This window comes from Muricaecibacterium torontonense (assembly GCF_004793925.1).
Lineage (GTDB): Bacteria > Actinomycetota > Coriobacteriia > Coriobacteriales > Atopobiaceae > Leptogranulimonas > Leptogranulimonas caecicola.
The window spans coordinates 725,315-739,915 of the sequence record NZ_SRYE01000001.1 but is presented as its reverse complement, the minus strand read 5'-3'; the positions used below and the strand labels follow the sequence as shown (position 1 = coordinate 739,915).

The 14,601-nt window shown below is 55.1% G+C and carries 12 protein-coding genes; all 12 read right to left on the bottom strand.

What is annotated here, in order from left to right; genetic code table 11:
* Window positions 1-2: 2 nt before the first annotated feature.
* On the bottom strand, window positions 3-1,277 hold the full coding sequence (locus E5334_RS02960) for a glycosyltransferase (RefSeq protein ID WP_136012098.1): 1,275 nt from the start codon (window positions 1,275-1,277) through the stop codon (window positions 3-5).
* Window positions 1,278-1,469: 192 nt separating this feature from the next.
* A complete protein-coding gene (locus tag E5334_RS02955) occupies window positions 1,470-1,673 on the bottom strand; it encodes a cold-shock protein (protein WP_136012097.1) in 204 nt (67 codons plus the stop codon).
* A gap of 367 nt (window positions 1,674-2,040) precedes the next feature.
* Window positions 2,041-3,708, bottom strand: coding sequence for a formate--tetrahydrofolate ligase (locus E5334_RS02950; protein ID WP_136012096.1), 1,668 nt, complete (start codon window positions 3,706-3,708; stop codon window positions 2,041-2,043).
* A 132-nt stretch (window positions 3,709-3,840) separates the two neighbouring features.
* Window positions 3,841-4,260 (bottom strand): hypothetical protein, encoded by a 420-nt coding sequence (locus tag E5334_RS02945; RefSeq protein ID WP_136012095.1) that lies wholly within the window; start codon window positions 4,258-4,260, stop codon window positions 3,841-3,843.
* Between the two features lie 44 nt (window positions 4,261-4,304).
* Window positions 4,305-5,366 (bottom strand): Holliday junction branch migration DNA helicase RuvB, encoded by a 1,062-nt coding sequence (gene ruvB / locus E5334_RS02940; protein ID WP_136012094.1) that lies wholly within the window; start codon window positions 5,364-5,366, stop codon window positions 4,305-4,307.
* Window positions 5,366-6,013, bottom strand: coding sequence for a Holliday junction branch migration protein RuvA (ruvA, locus tag E5334_RS02935; RefSeq protein WP_136012093.1), 648 nt, complete (start codon window positions 6,011-6,013; stop codon window positions 5,366-5,368). Before ruvA ends, ruvB begins: the two co-directional genes overlap by 1 nt.
* Complete coding sequence (gene ruvC, locus E5334_RS02930; protein WP_136012092.1) at window positions 6,014-6,565, bottom strand: crossover junction endodeoxyribonuclease RuvC; 552 nt, start codon at window positions 6,563-6,565, stop codon at window positions 6,014-6,016.
* 157 nt (window positions 6,566-6,722) lie between these two features.
* Window positions 6,723-8,531 (bottom strand): nitrilase-related carbon-nitrogen hydrolase, encoded by a 1,809-nt coding sequence (locus tag E5334_RS02925; RefSeq protein ID WP_136012091.1) that lies wholly within the window; start codon window positions 8,529-8,531, stop codon window positions 6,723-6,725.
* 708 nt (window positions 8,532-9,239) lie between these two features.
* Window positions 9,240-9,629, bottom strand: a complete 390-nt coding sequence (locus E5334_RS02920; RefSeq protein ID WP_136012090.1) for a desulfoferrodoxin family protein — start codon at window positions 9,627-9,629, stop codon at window positions 9,240-9,242.
* 171 nt (window positions 9,630-9,800) lie between these two features.
* A complete protein-coding gene (locus E5334_RS02915) occupies window positions 9,801-11,891 on the bottom strand; it encodes a DUF6541 family protein (RefSeq protein WP_338041723.1) in 2,091 nt (696 codons plus the stop codon).
* 48 nt (window positions 11,892-11,939) lie between these two features.
* Window positions 11,940-13,031 carry an acyltransferase gene (locus E5334_RS02910; protein WP_167604273.1) on the bottom strand — a complete coding sequence of 364 codons (1,092 nt, stop codon included), beginning with the start codon at window positions 13,029-13,031 and terminating at the stop codon, window positions 11,940-11,942.
* Between the two features lie 120 nt (window positions 13,032-13,151).
* Complete coding sequence (locus E5334_RS02905) at window positions 13,152-14,600, bottom strand: basic amino acid/polyamine antiporter (RefSeq protein ID WP_167604272.1); 1,449 nt, start codon at window positions 14,598-14,600, stop codon at window positions 13,152-13,154.
* Window position 14,601: the final 1 nt, after the last annotated feature.

Sequence of the window (14,601 nt, the reverse complement as noted above, 5' to 3'; positions counted from 1 at the left end):
CCTTAGGAAACCTCCTCATGTGCTGGAGCCTCGCGTACAAAGGTATTGGGCACCACCATGCTGATGGGCACCTTGCCGTAGGCCGACAAATCATCAAAGATCGCATGCTCCTCCATAGCAAGGAACTCTTGGATCACTTTTGGCAAGCGCAGACTATCCGCCTCTTTGAGATAGGCGGGGCGCCAGGCAGCCATGGCCTCGGGTTGGCTCAACCAACTGTCTATGCGCGCTGCCAATGCCGAGGCATCTTTAGCGGGAAAGAGGCTCTGAGGGCATAGGGCAAACTCTGAGGGAGCGCTCAAGGGAGCCTCGCCGATAATAGGGATGCACCCTGCAGCCACTGCCTCGATCACTGATATGGCCTCGATATCTGCGACCGACGCATGGAGGTAGAGAGGGCAGCGATGCTCCAGCGCGATGAGGGCATCGTGGTCAAGAAAGACAAAGTGGCAGCGCACGCCCTCCTTTTGAGCCAGCGACTCCAGCCGTCTCCTTTCAGGACCCGCACCGCAGACATAAAGCTCCACCTGATCGCGGTAACGGGACCTCCCCACGGCCTCAATGATGGTGCGCTGGTTTTTCTCGGGAGCCAAACGGCCCACAGTCACAAGCGGAATGAGCCCTTCCGGCTTTTTAAACAGCAGCGATTGGCTTGCAGCGCCGGCGCCGTCGGCCACTTGGGCGATGGGCTCGTAGGGGCCGTTGATCACGCTGTCAGGCAATGGCTGGAACTCTTGAGGCACGCCGTTGGAGATCACCGAGAGCCGAGCTTCATAGTGATGGTCTTTGAGCTGCCGGGCAATCATGTGGCTAGGGCAATGGATGTGGCGCACCTGACCGTACACCCAGCGGCGAAAGAGCCTAAAGACGCCATCGCACACCAAAGGCGCAGCTCCAATACCCGCGTTATAGGTCACGTTTTGGGGTTGGAGGTGGAAGGCCGCCGAGACAGGCACCTCATGGGAGCGCGCCCAAGCCAATGCCTGCTGCTCTAGGGCGAAAGGCAAGAAGAGATGCACGATGTCGGCATCCCAAAAGGCGCTGTCAAAGACCTCGTCATTGGGGGAGGCGAAGGTAAAGCCGTTATGCTTGGCGACGGCGGAGACCAGAGGTATCTTGTGCTCTGGCACAGGATAGGCATCTTGCCCGGATGCCTCGCAGCCTACCAGTCGCACTTCGTGGCCCGCCTGGCGAAGCGCCTGAGCATAGCGCAGCGCAGTCACACTCGTTCCGTTCGAATGGACGCCCAGAGAGTCCATTACGAAAGCAATGACCATGGTTGCACCTCGGCTTTCCTCACAAGTAAGTCCCTTTTTTACTTACTTGCCTATACCCATCTTGGGGAGAAAGCCGGACTCGCCCATCCACTGAAATGTAAGCATGGGGGCTTCGACACCCCGCCTGACCAGAAAAAAGGCCCGCCTCTCCATGAGATGCGGGCCTTGGGTGTCTATCAGGCGAGTGCCGGATTAGAGCTTGTGAACGTTGGAAGCCTGGAGCTTGCCGTTCTGACCGGTGGTGATGTCAAACTCGACGACCTGGCCCTCGTCGAGGGTCTTGAAGCCGTCCATCTGAATCTCGGAGTAGTGCACGAACAGATCGTCGCCGTCCTCACGAGAGATGAAACCGTAGCCCTTGTCCGGATTAAACCACTTAACAGTACCCTGAGCCATGACGTGCCTTTCTATCTGTCGCCTCCTGGAGGCGACGCTGGTGCGCGCTGGGTGGCGCGCTTGTACAACACTGGCCGAGAGCTCCTCTCAGCACAGCAAGAGCTAGTGTACCTGATTGGCTCGCCTCCTTGGCTACCAATCTGGCCACCAACGACGCCTTTGGAAAGAAAAACGGCTCTTTTGGCTCAGACACCTGCAGCTACACGGATACTGCAGCGATCTCTGACACCTTAAAAACCCTTCAACTTTTGCCGGAGAGGCGCATCTCCCTACGAGATCTTCACTGAAAATCTCCTGATAATGATAATGCCACATCTATCGATGTATTGGCACCAGAGCTTTCGCTAAAGGCTCTTCTCGTAACGCCCTAGAAAAGGCCGAGAATGACTCCCTCGTCGGTAACGTCGATTTTCTCGGCTGCAGGACGCTTGGGAAGACCCGGCATAGTCATGATGGCACCTGTGAGCGCCACCACAAAACCAGCACCGGCATCCACCTTGACCTCGCGCACGGTGATACGGAAGTGCTCTGGGGCGCCAAGCTTGGTCTGATCGTCAGTGAAAGAATACTGGGTCTTGGCGATGCAAACCGGCAGAGAACCAAAACCGTTTTTCTCCAGCTCTGCCAACTGACGAGTGGCCCCAGGCGTGAAATCGACGCCGTCTGCGCGGTAGATGCGTTTGGCCACTGCCTCGATAGCGCTCTTGACCGGAGTGCCCGTGGCGTAGCAAAAATCGAAATGGTTGGGCTCATCCACCAGGCGAAGCACCTCTTGCGCCAGCTCCTTGCCGCCAGCCCCGCCCTTGGCCCACACCTCCGAAAGGCGTACGTTGACGCCCTGGGCCTTGAGAGTATCGGCCACCAGCGCAAGTTCTGCCTCGGTATCTGTGGGGAAGCGATTGATGGCAACCACGCAGGGCAGGCCATAGACGTCCGTCATGTTGGAGACGTGGCGGGAAAGGTTGGGGATGCCTGCTGCCAGCGCATCCAGGTTCTCCTCGCCCAACTGGTCCTTGGGCACGCCGCCGTTGTATTTGAGAGCACGAACCGTGGCCACCACCACTACCGCATCGGGCTTGAAGCCACCCATGCGGCAGGTGATGTCCAAGAACTTCTCCGCGCCTAGATCGGCTCCAAAGCCAGCTTCGGTAAGGGCGATGTCTCCATAATGCATGGCCATACGCGTGGCCATCACAGAGTTGCAGCCGTGGGCGATATTCGCGAAGGGGCCGCCATGCACAAAGGCGGGAGTGCCTTCAAGGGTCTGCACCAAATTGGGCATCAGCGCATCTTTGAGCAGGGCAGCCATGGCTCCCTGAGCATGAAGGTCGCCTGCGGTCACAGGCTTCCTGTCGAAGGTATAACCAACCACAATGCGAGACAGGCGCTCTTTGAGGTCGCGGATGGAAGAAGACAGGCAGAGCACTGCCATAACCTCGGAAGCCACCGTAATGTCAAAGCCGTCTTGACGCGGCATACCATCGGCCACGCCACCAAGGCCATCCACCACGTTGCGCAGCTGGCGGTCGTTCATATCCACGCAGCGCTTCCAGGTGATGCGGCGAGGATCGAGGCCCAGCTCATTGCCTTGCTTGATATGGTTGTCCACCATGGCAGCCAACAGATTGTTGGCGGTGCCAATGGCGTGAAAGTCTCCAGTAAAATGAAGATTGATATCCTCCATGGGCACCACCTGAGCATAGCCGCCGCCAGCAGCCCCGCCCTTAATGCCAAATACAGGACCTAGGGAAGGCTCGCGAAGGGCAACCACCGCATTGCTCCCGCACTGACGCAGCGCATCTGCCAAACCGATAGTGGTGGTGGTCTTGCCTTCCCCTGCAGGGGTGGGGTTGATGGCGGTAACCAACACCAGCTTGGCCTGGTGACCCGGATCCTGCTTTAAAACCGAATAGTCCACCTTCGCCTTATCGCGTCCATAGGGAATCCAATCCCTCTCGGGGATGCCCAGCTTGTCTGCGACAGCGGCAATAGGCTCGGTCTTTGCAGCTTGAGCGATTTCGATATCTGACAGCATAACGCTCCTATCTCGCACAGGTTAGCTCGACAGAACACCAGCACGCCAATGGAAGATCCCCCCCCATTGGCACCTATTACTCAGGTTATTTTAATGGATGGGAGCCAACAACCTACAGGACTCCGGCCGCCCTTAGATGAAGCGGCCTTGGGCGCGAGCGTCTTGAATCTCTTTGTCCAAATCCTTAAATTGCTCAGGCACGATTTGATTGTTGAAACCAAAGCCCAATGCCACTGCACGAGCTTGCTGGCGCCTAAGAGCGGCGGTTTCCTTGTCGCCCCTCTGCGCCTCCGCATCCCCCAGACGCGCCAAGACATAAGCCACCGAGTCTCCCAAGGCGTCCCCATTGCCTCCTAAGGCAATCATGGTGACCAGGGAATCTGGAGAGAGCGACAAAAGCATATCGGGATCGAGTTCTAAAAGCTCTCCCAATGCCTCCTCCACTTCGCCAATGGACTCGGTTTTGCGCAAGATGACCGCGTCTTTGAGATACACCTCCATCTGCTTGGTGAAAGACTCAATGAGCTTAGAAAGATAGTCACGCTGAAGCATAGGGCGCTCCTTAAGGAGAAGGCGATTGGAAAACCACAAGGAGTCTAGTTGGTAGGCGGAGTTATACCCATATGCTCAAAGGCCGCCAGAGTGGCTTGGCGCCCTTGAGGGGTGCGGGTCATGAGGCCATGCTGGAGCAGAAAAGGCTCATAGACTTCCTCCAGTGTAGAGGCATCCTCGCCCACTGCGCTTGCAATTGTGGAAAGACCAACGGGACGGCCCCGGAACGTCTCGCAAAGAGTGGACAGTATCTTGCTATCCATCCAATCGAGCCCCAACTCGTCAATCTCGAAGAACGAAAGGGCGTCGGCAGCGACATCCCAAGTGATCTCCCCAGAGGCGCGCACTTGAGCGTAGTCTCGCACGCGCTTGAGCAGACGGTTGGCCAAACGAGGGGTACCTCGACTGCGACTGGCGATCTCCGCTGCCCCCTGCATGTCGATATTCACTCCTAGGATGCCTGCTGAACGGTTGACGATCTGTGCCAACTCTGCGTTTGTGTAGTAATCGAGTCGGTAAGAAATGCCAAAGCGATCGCGCAGAGGGCCAGTGAGAAGGCCTGTGCGCGTAGTGGCTCCCACCAACGTAAAGGGCGGAATCTCAAAGCGCATAGACCGGGCGCCGGGGCCATCGCCAATCATAATGTCCAGATAGAAATCCTCCATAGCCGAATAGAGAATCTCTTCCACGTTATGACTGAGACGATGGATCTCGTCGATGAAAAGAACATCGCCTTCGCTCAGATTGGTAAGCGTGGCAGAAAGCTCGACCGGCCTAGTGATAGCAGGACCGGAAGTAGTGTGCAGAGCACCGCCCATTTCGTTGGCCACAATGGCGGCCAACGTGGTTTTGCCTAAGCCTGGAGGGCCGGAGAAAAGCACATGGTCTAACACCTCACCACGAGATCTCGCAGCGTCGATGAGCACACGAAGGTTCTCCTTGATGCGGCTTTGGCCACAGTAATCTTCTAAGGTTTGGGGACGCAGGCTGCGGTCGATATCCACATCTTCTGGCGCAAGCTCAGCCGAAACGCTTCTGCGCTGGCCTGTAATGCGATTGTGAGCACTGCCTGCAAAGAGATCCGAGTCGGCGTCTGCCTCCCACATTACAGCCCACCCCCCACTCGTTTGAGGCCATAGCGAACCGCCTCTTCAAAAGTCGCGTCTTGAGGCAAGCCTTCGAACACTACATCTGCTTCTTGCGGGGTAAGCCCCATACCCAGCAGCGCCTGGCGAGCCTGTGCCACCACGGCCGAACCTTGGCCTGCATCTGCCGCAGTGGGAGCAACTGCACCTATGGGCAAGGGGGCAGCTTGCATGAGCATTTTAAGCTCCGCATCCTTGGCAAAAAGATCGAGCAGCTCTGGCAACAACCGTGTGGCAGACTTCTTGCCAACCCCAGGCACCGAAGTAAGCATATTCACGTCTTGGGCGGCCACTACCGCCGCGAGTTGCTTTGGCGAAAAACTCGAGAGGATCTTAAGCGCCAATGCGGGGCCTACCTTGGCGATGGATATCAGTTTGTCAAATACAATGCGCTCTTCCTTGCCAGAGAAGCCGTAAAGAGTCACTGCATTCTCTGTGACGCGCATGCGCACGTACAAGGTGACCCCCGAGCTGCCTTGTACCGGAAGATCTGAAAGCGTGGTGCGCGATACCAATAACTCGTAGCCCACACCCGCCACATCCAGAACGATAAGAGAGGGAACCTCCGGGCTCGCCTCCACCAGCGTTCCGCAGAGCCGTGCAATCATTTACATGCTCCTCTCGAGAGCTTCCCCAGGATAGCGCTGAAAACCTACTACTGCCTCGTGAGCCCGTTGTGCCCTGCGGTCGTTTTGCACAGTATGGGCATGGCACACTGCGGCGGCCAAGGCGTCGGCACAGTGATCTGGCTTAGGGTCATGATCGAGCGCCAAAAGAATGCGCGTCATAGTAGTGACCTGATGCTTGTCTGCGGCACCAGTACCGGCTACAGCTTTTTTGATTTGCATAGGAGTGTACTCCCCTACCGTGCACCCGCCGCACGCACAGGCGACCAGGGCCGCTCCCCGCGCGTGGGCGGTTGCGATGGCGCTCTTGGTGTTTTGGCCAAAGAAAATCTGCTCGATGGCTACCTCAGAAGGGTGATAGCGGTCTATCACCTGCCGGATTTCTTTATAGATTGAGTGCAAACGCACATCCATGGGCTCCTCTGTCCCTGTAGCGCAGCACCCATAGGCGCGTGCGCGGCAGAGAGACCCTTTGGTTTCTATGACACCCCAGCCCGTGTGTGCCAAGCCAGGATCTATACCAAGAATAACCACTACGCCTCCGAACAACCGTTCTATGGTGCAGTAGTCTACCACACAACCCCGTCAGTACCGGAACACAGGATGCCCAGACGCGCCGCCTGCCTCTCATGGCACTTGCAGCCAAAAGCCCCAAAGGTCAATCAGCAAACCTTCTGGGGATCAATTGGATCTAGTTTTTGGAAAAGAGGCCTGATCCCCAAAGGTCATCCCCGTTGGTAGAAAACCCCCCGGATGAGGCAAAATCCTGCAGATAGCTGTGGAGATTGTGCGGGAGATCCAAAGACGCGGGATCTGCAGCGTCTTCGAAAGCCCCCGCGAGCGTTTGGAGGCGCTCCATAAGGCTCATGATATCTGCGTTGTTCATAGCGGTGGAAAGGCCGGCAACCACTTCTGGCATCGAAGACACATGGGCGGTGCTAGATGCTCTATGGATAGCGATCGGAGTGCGGCGCTCTACTAAGGCGCGCTCCGAGATAATGGGGCCTGCGGGGCAATTGCGGCGAGATAGCTCGCCTTTGCCAACCGCACTCAAGATACCCAAGGTCTCCTCGAGGTTGCCGCCCTCACGCACTACATCGGTGACAGACTCGCCTCGCTCAATGACACTTAAGAGCACCGAATCCAGCTCTGAGAGCGTACGGGCGTCTGAAAGCGCATGCGCGTCGGCCACTAAATCACGGGGCACATCAAGGCGAGCCAATACCGAGCGCGGAATCACTGGGCTTTTACCATTGCGGTCTGAAGCCAGTGCCAAGATATCTGTACGGTAGACATCCGAGAAGGGCGCAAACGATGCAGCATGATAGCAGTCTGGATCTTGCTGAAGAGCCAGTGCTGTCTTGTCGACTGCAGTAAGCATGAGCAAACCGGGGCCCAAGATCTGAGGAGCAGCGGCCCGAGCCAAGAGCCGGATCACCGCAAGTGGATTGCTGTCTATAAGCTCAGCAGCCTGCTTAAAATCCGACTTATTAACTTCTTCTGCATGAATCCTAAGGTTGCGCGCCAGATGACGGGCGTCTTTTAACGCATCTTCGTCAGCAGAGGGAACGAGAAGGCCCCATACGCGCATAGGTCCCAGCGCATCTACTGCGAGCGCAGCAAGCACTGAGGTCAGAAGGTCGCCGGTAAGCAGGAGGCCCACCCCGCGCACCCCTTGTTTATCCACAAAATCACGGAGTGCCAAGGTAAGTGCGCCCCATATCATGCGCATGCGCTGATAAGGCGCAGGAGCCAAGGGTTCCTCAAGCGGCCCTTCTGACAGAGGCTCAACTTCCACAAGCTCCATGGCCTCTTCGAAGTTGGGAAGCGCTGCAGCGATTTCCCCCCAGGGGGAAATAACAAAAGAGCCACCCGAATAGACGATCTCGTCCTGCGCGCCAATGGAATTAACTCCCACCAGCCAGCTGTTCGCTTTTGTAGCTTCCCCAATATAGAAGCCATCACCCAACGTTGCGCCCATTGAAGTGGCCTCATCGTCTGCACAAAAACCGCTGAAGGGCAGGTAGATGATGACATCTGCATTCTCTGAGCCGGCACTATAGGCTGCGAGGCCCTCAAGATCAAGGGCGACCCCAAAGTCTGTATCCTGCTGCACAAACTGCATCACAGGCTCACCCTCTGGCATGTGTCCATGAGCCTTGAGGTAAGCCACACTGGCTCCCATACGCAAAGGAACGATTTTCTTATCGTGGATGTAGGCCACCTCTGGCACAGGCTGGCCAGAGCTCTCGAAGAGAAACGGCACTAGGATGGGCACAGAGGCGCGCTCTGCCAGCTCGTCGAGCACCAAGGCAATGTCTGTCTCGACCCCTTCTTGATTGAGCAGAGATTGAGGGTTGAATCCCGTAAGGGTAGTTGCAGGAAAGATTAGGAGATCGGCCCCTTGCCGCTCGAAGGTGGAAGCAGCAGAGAGCATACGCGCTATAGTCTCCTCATAGGCGCACATGGTTGCATTAATTTGTACTAATGCGATATTCACAACTCCCACCTCCTCTTGTCGCCTATAGGATACACCACAATACTATCCGCAGGTATGTGGGGTATTTTATTGATCTATCGTCATGTATTGATAGATGTAAGAGAAGATCTCGCTCACGGTTATGGTTGTCCCCTTATTTTATTGTTCATGTTGGTACATTTTGATTATATATTCACACTTGATTTCATAATCAGTATTAGACCATCAAAGGCACCTTCTATATCTGAAGGGCATCTATTATTCGTATCTTGTTTATTAGATATGTTTGTCACCAAGAACTGGTGAAGCTTAGACTGTTAGGCAACCTATGGCCCATTCACTTATCGACGTTGCCATATCAAAGAGTACGAAGGAAAGAGCCGCGACCGTTCGCTCGAAGGCTGCTGAGTCTGCCCAAATTCATAGTAGAAAACCCACCGCATTGAACCTCGACTACTCAGTGGGCAAAGCATAAATACTATAAGTTTATTCATCTAAAAAACGTCGCAACATGAAAAGAGGATTCTAGCGAAGGCAGCGAATCAACACACTAACCGCAAAGCCTTTAAGCAAGAAACCTGCTGGGATAGATGATAGCTTGTTCGTCCCTCTATTTTATGCAGGGATTGTGAAACTATATAAAAAAGCGGGCAAAGCGAGGAAATCGCCAGCTTTACCCGCTTTAAATGCAAAAGCGCGCCATCTATACCTTAAAAAGAGGCTCCCGGACTACTTGGAGACCTCCGCCTTCCAGAGACCATGGAGGTTGCAATAGGCATACACAGTGCCATGCTCGAGGTTCTTGCCGCAGAAACGTACGTGAGGAGCGTCCTCGGGAGTAAGGTGCTTAATGGCGACATCGCCGTTGTCGGCCACCAGAGCCACCCACTCAATAAGGTGCTCGGGCGTCATAGGATGGTCTACAGAGCCTACGTTGACCTCGATATGGTTGCCATCCCAAGCAATCGAAGGCACGTGCTTCTCGGTAGCGGCATCCACGGAATCGGCTACCAAGAGCTCCATGGGCTCGCCGCAGCACTGAGGGGTCACGCCCCCATCGACGATGGTGTAAAAAAGATTGCCGCAGTGGTTGCAGCGCCAAAACTTAACATCAGCCATGATGTCTCCTTTCGAAAAACGGCACAAGAGATCCTCCTGTGCTCTCATGTAGCTTACCTACCCAAAGGGGCCAGATATTCGGTGGCAGAGGAGAAGCCAAAGAGTTCCACAAGTTGGCCAAAGGGCAAAGGCTATGCCCATGACTCGCAACGAAGCACGCCTCTTTTGCCCCTAGCTCTTAGTGGCGGCCGGCAGCGGCTCGATGCGATAGAGAGCCATGTCGCCCTCAGAGAGGACCAGCTTGAAGCCTGGGGTATCAGGGTTTATGGATGCGATGCCCACCCAGTCACCCACTCGATTGCGGTCGTAGTCTGCATAGTTGGCGCCGTAGGGGCCCTTTGCAGAGAGTTGGAGCACGTATTTGGCATCCAAGTCTTTCACCGCCTGCTGTACCTGAGGATTTGTAGCGTATTCATTGAGATGCAAACGAATGGCCTGGCTCTGTGCCGAATCTTCGTCGGTGATCTCTCGCTTATAGAGGACATTCACGCCATCCACCGGGTAAGCATACATAGAGCCATCGAGAGGGATGTTGAGAATCAGATCCTTCGCGCCCGCGATACGCTTCACTCGTTGCATGAACTTCGCATCGTTTTGGTTATAGAACATTGAAGCGTCTGGATCCGACACCCACTGCAACTCTCTCTCCTGCCAAGCAAAGGCACCACCAGGCAGATCTCTCGAAGGGCCCAAATAGATGTGGTTCTCATCCTTTGGATATTCGTTGATGGCAAAGGCTTCCCCGTAGTTGCCTGTCGCAAAAAGAACGCATACCACCAGCGCCACCTTGGGAAGAAGAGTTTTCCGCACTCCCCTTTCAGTGGTCCGATCTCGAATTGCAGTTATGGCCTTGATAAAGCCACGATAGACGGCATAAAGGCCAAAAGCCGCTATCACCGATGCCCAAAGACCCACTAGCGCAGCCGTTCTGTCTGGATCGGTGTAGAAGAAGCCCGCAAACACCTTCTTGATATCCGCCGTTCCAACCGCATTCGCAAAGAATATTGCGACTAGCGCTCCGTAGGAGAGAGCAATCCATCCTGTACCCTTATGGGTAACGCACCAGATGAAGCCGACAAGCACCACCGCTGCGAGCACCGGTTGAACTACCTCGATCCTCAATCCCAAAAGAGCTACCTGTTTGAGCGCCTCTGACACAGGGATCGTCCACTCCCAGAGAAAGCCTACCGTAGCGGCAAAGACGGGAGAGAGCAGGCAGGCGACCCAAACGCCCAAGCAAAGGGCAATCACACCAACCTCTAAGCCGAGGAATTTGAAGAGTGACGAAGGTTTTTGAGGGAGACTTCTTCCCCACGCAGGGATAAGACCGCCTATCACATAGCAGCCGCCTATCACACCGCAAGCAATCGCCGCATTGGGATGCAGATCAACGAGCCCTATCAGAGAAACAAAGAAGAGCGCCAGCGCCGCCCTATTGAGCTCTAGCTTGAAGGAGCCGTCTTCAGTCTTGGAGTGCACCGCTGACACCAGGAGGCACACCACGAGAGGAACAAGGCAAAAGGCCACCACATTGGGGTAGTTCTGATGAATCACCAGCGCTCGCAGCGGAAAAGCATAGCTGGCCCCGCACGTGACAGACCCGCATAGCAGGAGCTGTTTGTCGCTTCTGCTGATTTGAGAGAGAAGCACGCAGACTCCCAAAGGGAAGGCCACTGCGCAAAAGATCGCGTTCACTGCGTTTTGAGCCACCAAGATGGGCGCCACCCCCGAAGCAAGAATCAGAGCCGCGAGGTTGTGATAGGCCACAGGATAAAAGCCTGTATACGCCGAGACACCCGAAGTGCCGTCAGAGAATGGCGCTTGATTTGCACGCACGTTGGACCCATACATCATGGAGTGCACAGGGGAAGTCGTAGCGCCGTCAACCATGGCCTTTATGCGAGTGAGATGGGCAGAGTTGTCGTTATATTGCAAGAACCAGTCAAAGCCGCCAGCATTATTGAGAAATAGCCCTACGAACAACAGGGTCCCAAAAACCGCATAGAGCGCCATTATCGGCAAAGAAGGCTCTTGAATCTCGACGCTCCATGGGTGTGCCTTTCTGATCAAGAAGATCGCAGCACTTACCACCAGCGCAAGCCCCAACACCCCCGCTGCAAGCGGAGCCACACCATCTATAGAGGCAAATCCCAGAAAAAGGCTGACAACAAAGTAGAAGAAGACAGAGGGTCCCGGGGCAAGACAGAGGGCTGCGCGATATCCCACTCCGCTCGCAACACAAAGGAGCAAGCCTGGAACCACCAGCAAGCAAAGGCCCAAAAGAAATGCAAGGATGAACGACACCACGAACTATTCCTTTCTCAGGACAACCTGTTTAAGGCGTCCCCAGAGCTCGCACCAAATCAAAGAGACGGCCAGTGCCACGAAAAAGACCACAAGGCCTCGCACGACCGTGTTTTGCAGCCATTGATAATGGGGCCAATAGAGCCTAAGGCCAATCCAATTGATGATAGGCATTTGAATGAGATAGACGCCCAGAGAGGCCCCCGACACTTTTGCCAGCACTCGCTGGGAACCCTCCTTCAGGCTTTGCAGGCGAGGCTCAAGAGCCTGGGCACACAAGAATACGGCAGCAGCTTGAACCATGCAGAAGGGAGAGTTGATAGAAATCCAATAGGGGTTGTACTCGGCGGGAACTGCATCGAACCCAATAAAGCCGTTAGATCCTGCAGAGACGGCAGCCATTGCCGCTGTCGCTGCCAGATAAAGCAGGAGCATGGCCCACCAAGGTATAGAACGATTTAGGTAACGGGCAAGATAGAAGCCACCAACATAGTAGAGAAGGGCCACATTGGCAAAAGCTGCCCAGCCAAAGAGGGGATCTAAATAAGAGCGGTCAAAGCCCAGTGTTGCTGCCAGTGGGATAAACACAGAGACCAACAGGGAGCATCCCATGACGTACTCAAGTAAATGTTTGCGTTGAGCTGCAAGGGACAAGAGAGGGGTAAGCATATAGAGGTAGATGATGGTATATAGAAACCAGTAGGTATCGTTGATGGTGTTTGAAAGCAGTCCTTTTATAAAGCCTTTGACGGTGAGCGTTGCATTTTCTGCACCCCAAAAGCTCAAAGGAAAAAGGCCGTAGAGCAAATAGCACACCGCGCTACCAAACAGCAGCACCACTCCTACTCGCTTAACGCGCTTGATGAAGAACGTTTTGGTGTCGTATTTGGATCGATAGTCCAGAAGGTTCATCCCGCTCACCGCAAAAAAGACAGGCACTGCAAAGATGAAGGCCGCTTGCAAAAAGAACGAGGTGAACCACTTTGGATCCCCTCCCCCTTGAGGAGCGAGCACATCAAGGGACACATGGAGCATCACCACTGCAAAGGCAGCGAGAATGTTCAACCCATATACAAACACCAGACGCTTCTTGGCCATGAGGTCCTGCATTTCTACCGTTTCACGCCCCTTGAAAACGGGGGCACACCTGATCTGCGCAGCCGAGAAGAGAGCCTCGCTGCAGCGGTGAGACATAGTACCTGAGACAGATGAACAGCCTTAGATTAGTCCCACCATAGAACAGATGCCCACAATTGCGGCGATCACAATGATTACTGCAAGACATGCCTCGCTTTTGGTAAACACTTGCTCTTTTCGGCGCGCCCAAAGATAGATGGGAAACCCTATGACAAAGATGGTGCACGCGACCACAAGCAGCTCGATATTGGCCTCATAGATGAGGTAGCAAGAGAACAAGGTGGCTGCCAAGCCAAAGGCAAGCCCGGTAGAACGGCGGACGCAAGAGGACCAAGGGCCGCGCAAGGCCAGCTTGAATAGGTAGAAGCTGCACACCAAATAGCACGGCATGGCCATCACGGCAGTGATGTTTACCATGACCTGCCAGGCGTTGCCTTGCACAAAGTGAGCCAGCACAATAAGACCCTGCACCACCAACGTGGTGGCCAAGAGCGACGGCACCGGGGCGCCAACACGGTTCTCTTTGCAAAACACTTGGGGAAAGACCCGATCTTTTGCGGCATAGAACGGCATCTGGCCCAGCATTACCGTCCACACAAGCCAGGCAGACAGCACAGAGATCACGATGCCCACGTTCACCAGCAAAGCGCCCCAAAGACCAAAATGCGAGGCAAGCAGTGCTGCCATCGAGGGATTGGCCATAGCGCCGATCTCATCTTGCGTGAAAGAGCCATAAGGAACGATAGACACCAATACATAGAGCACCAGGGTGACTGTAAAGCCGATCATGGTGGCGCGCGACACCGCCTTGGCGTTGACCGCCTCGCCAGAAACCACCACGGCGCCCTCGATTCCTATGAAAAGGAAGAGGGTGATCATCATGGTGCTTCCTACTTGGTCGAAGAACTGCGCGCGCTCGAGGGTGGCCGCCCCCTGGCTTCCCAGAGCATGCTGGGCAAAGAAGTCGCCGGAAAAACAAGAGCCCATGAGCAGGATAAACAGGACGATAGGCACCACTTTGCCAATGGTGCCTATGGCGTTGATGATGGCAGTGCTCTGGGCGCCTCGACAGGCCAACACGAACATGAGCCAGGTAATGCCTGAGGAAAGCGCAATGGAGGCCCAATTGGTGCCGTCGCCAAAGACCCCCGGGAAGAACAGGTCCAAGGTGGAGGGCAGCAAGATGGCATAGACCACCATGGCGAAACAGTTGCAGACCCAATAGCCATAGGCCACCAGGAAGCCCATGAAGCGGCCGAAGCCTTTCTCGGCATAGGAATAGATGCCATTTTTAAGCTCGGGCTTTTCGATCGAGAGGATCCTGAAGACATTGGCCAAGCAAAGCATGCCTAGGCCGGTGACGATCCAGGCAAACAGCACGGCGACGGCGCTTGCACCCTGCGCCACAGATTGAGGCAGGTTGTAAACGCCGCCGCCCAACATGGCTGAAATGACAAGGCACACCAGGCCGAAGAGCCCCACTCGTTTGGGCTGAGCAGGCGTCTTCGCCCAGGAGTCATTTGAAGCCACA

Coding starts and splice junctions, on each gene's coding strand:
- ruvA (WP_136012093.1), bottom strand. CDS start 6,013: ATGATTGCACGGCTCTGCGGAACGCTGGTGGAGGCGAGCCCGGAGGTT.
- E5334_RS02960 (WP_136012098.1), bottom strand. CDS start 1,277: ATGGTCATTGCTTTCGTAATGGACTCTCTGGGCGTCCATTCGAACGGA.
- E5334_RS02945 (WP_136012095.1), bottom strand. CDS start 4,260: ATGCTTCAGCGTGACTATCTTTCTAAGCTCATTGAGTCTTTCACCAAG.
- ruvB (WP_136012094.1), bottom strand. CDS start 5,366: ATGTGGGAGGCAGACGCCGACTCGGATCTCTTTGCAGGCAGTGCTCAC.
- E5334_RS02910 (WP_167604273.1), bottom strand. CDS start 13,031: ATGGCCAAGAAGCGTCTGGTGTTTGTATATGGGTTGAACATTCTCGCT.
- E5334_RS02920 (WP_136012090.1), bottom strand. CDS start 9,629: ATGGCTGATGTTAAGTTTTGGCGCTGCAACCACTGCGGCAATCTTTTT.
- E5334_RS02955 (WP_136012097.1), bottom strand. CDS start 1,673: ATGGCTCAGGGTACTGTTAAGTGGTTTAATCCGGACAAGGGCTACGGT.
- E5334_RS02950 (WP_136012096.1), bottom strand. CDS start 3,708: ATGCTGTCAGATATCGAAATCGCTCAAGCTGCAAAGACCGAGCCTATT.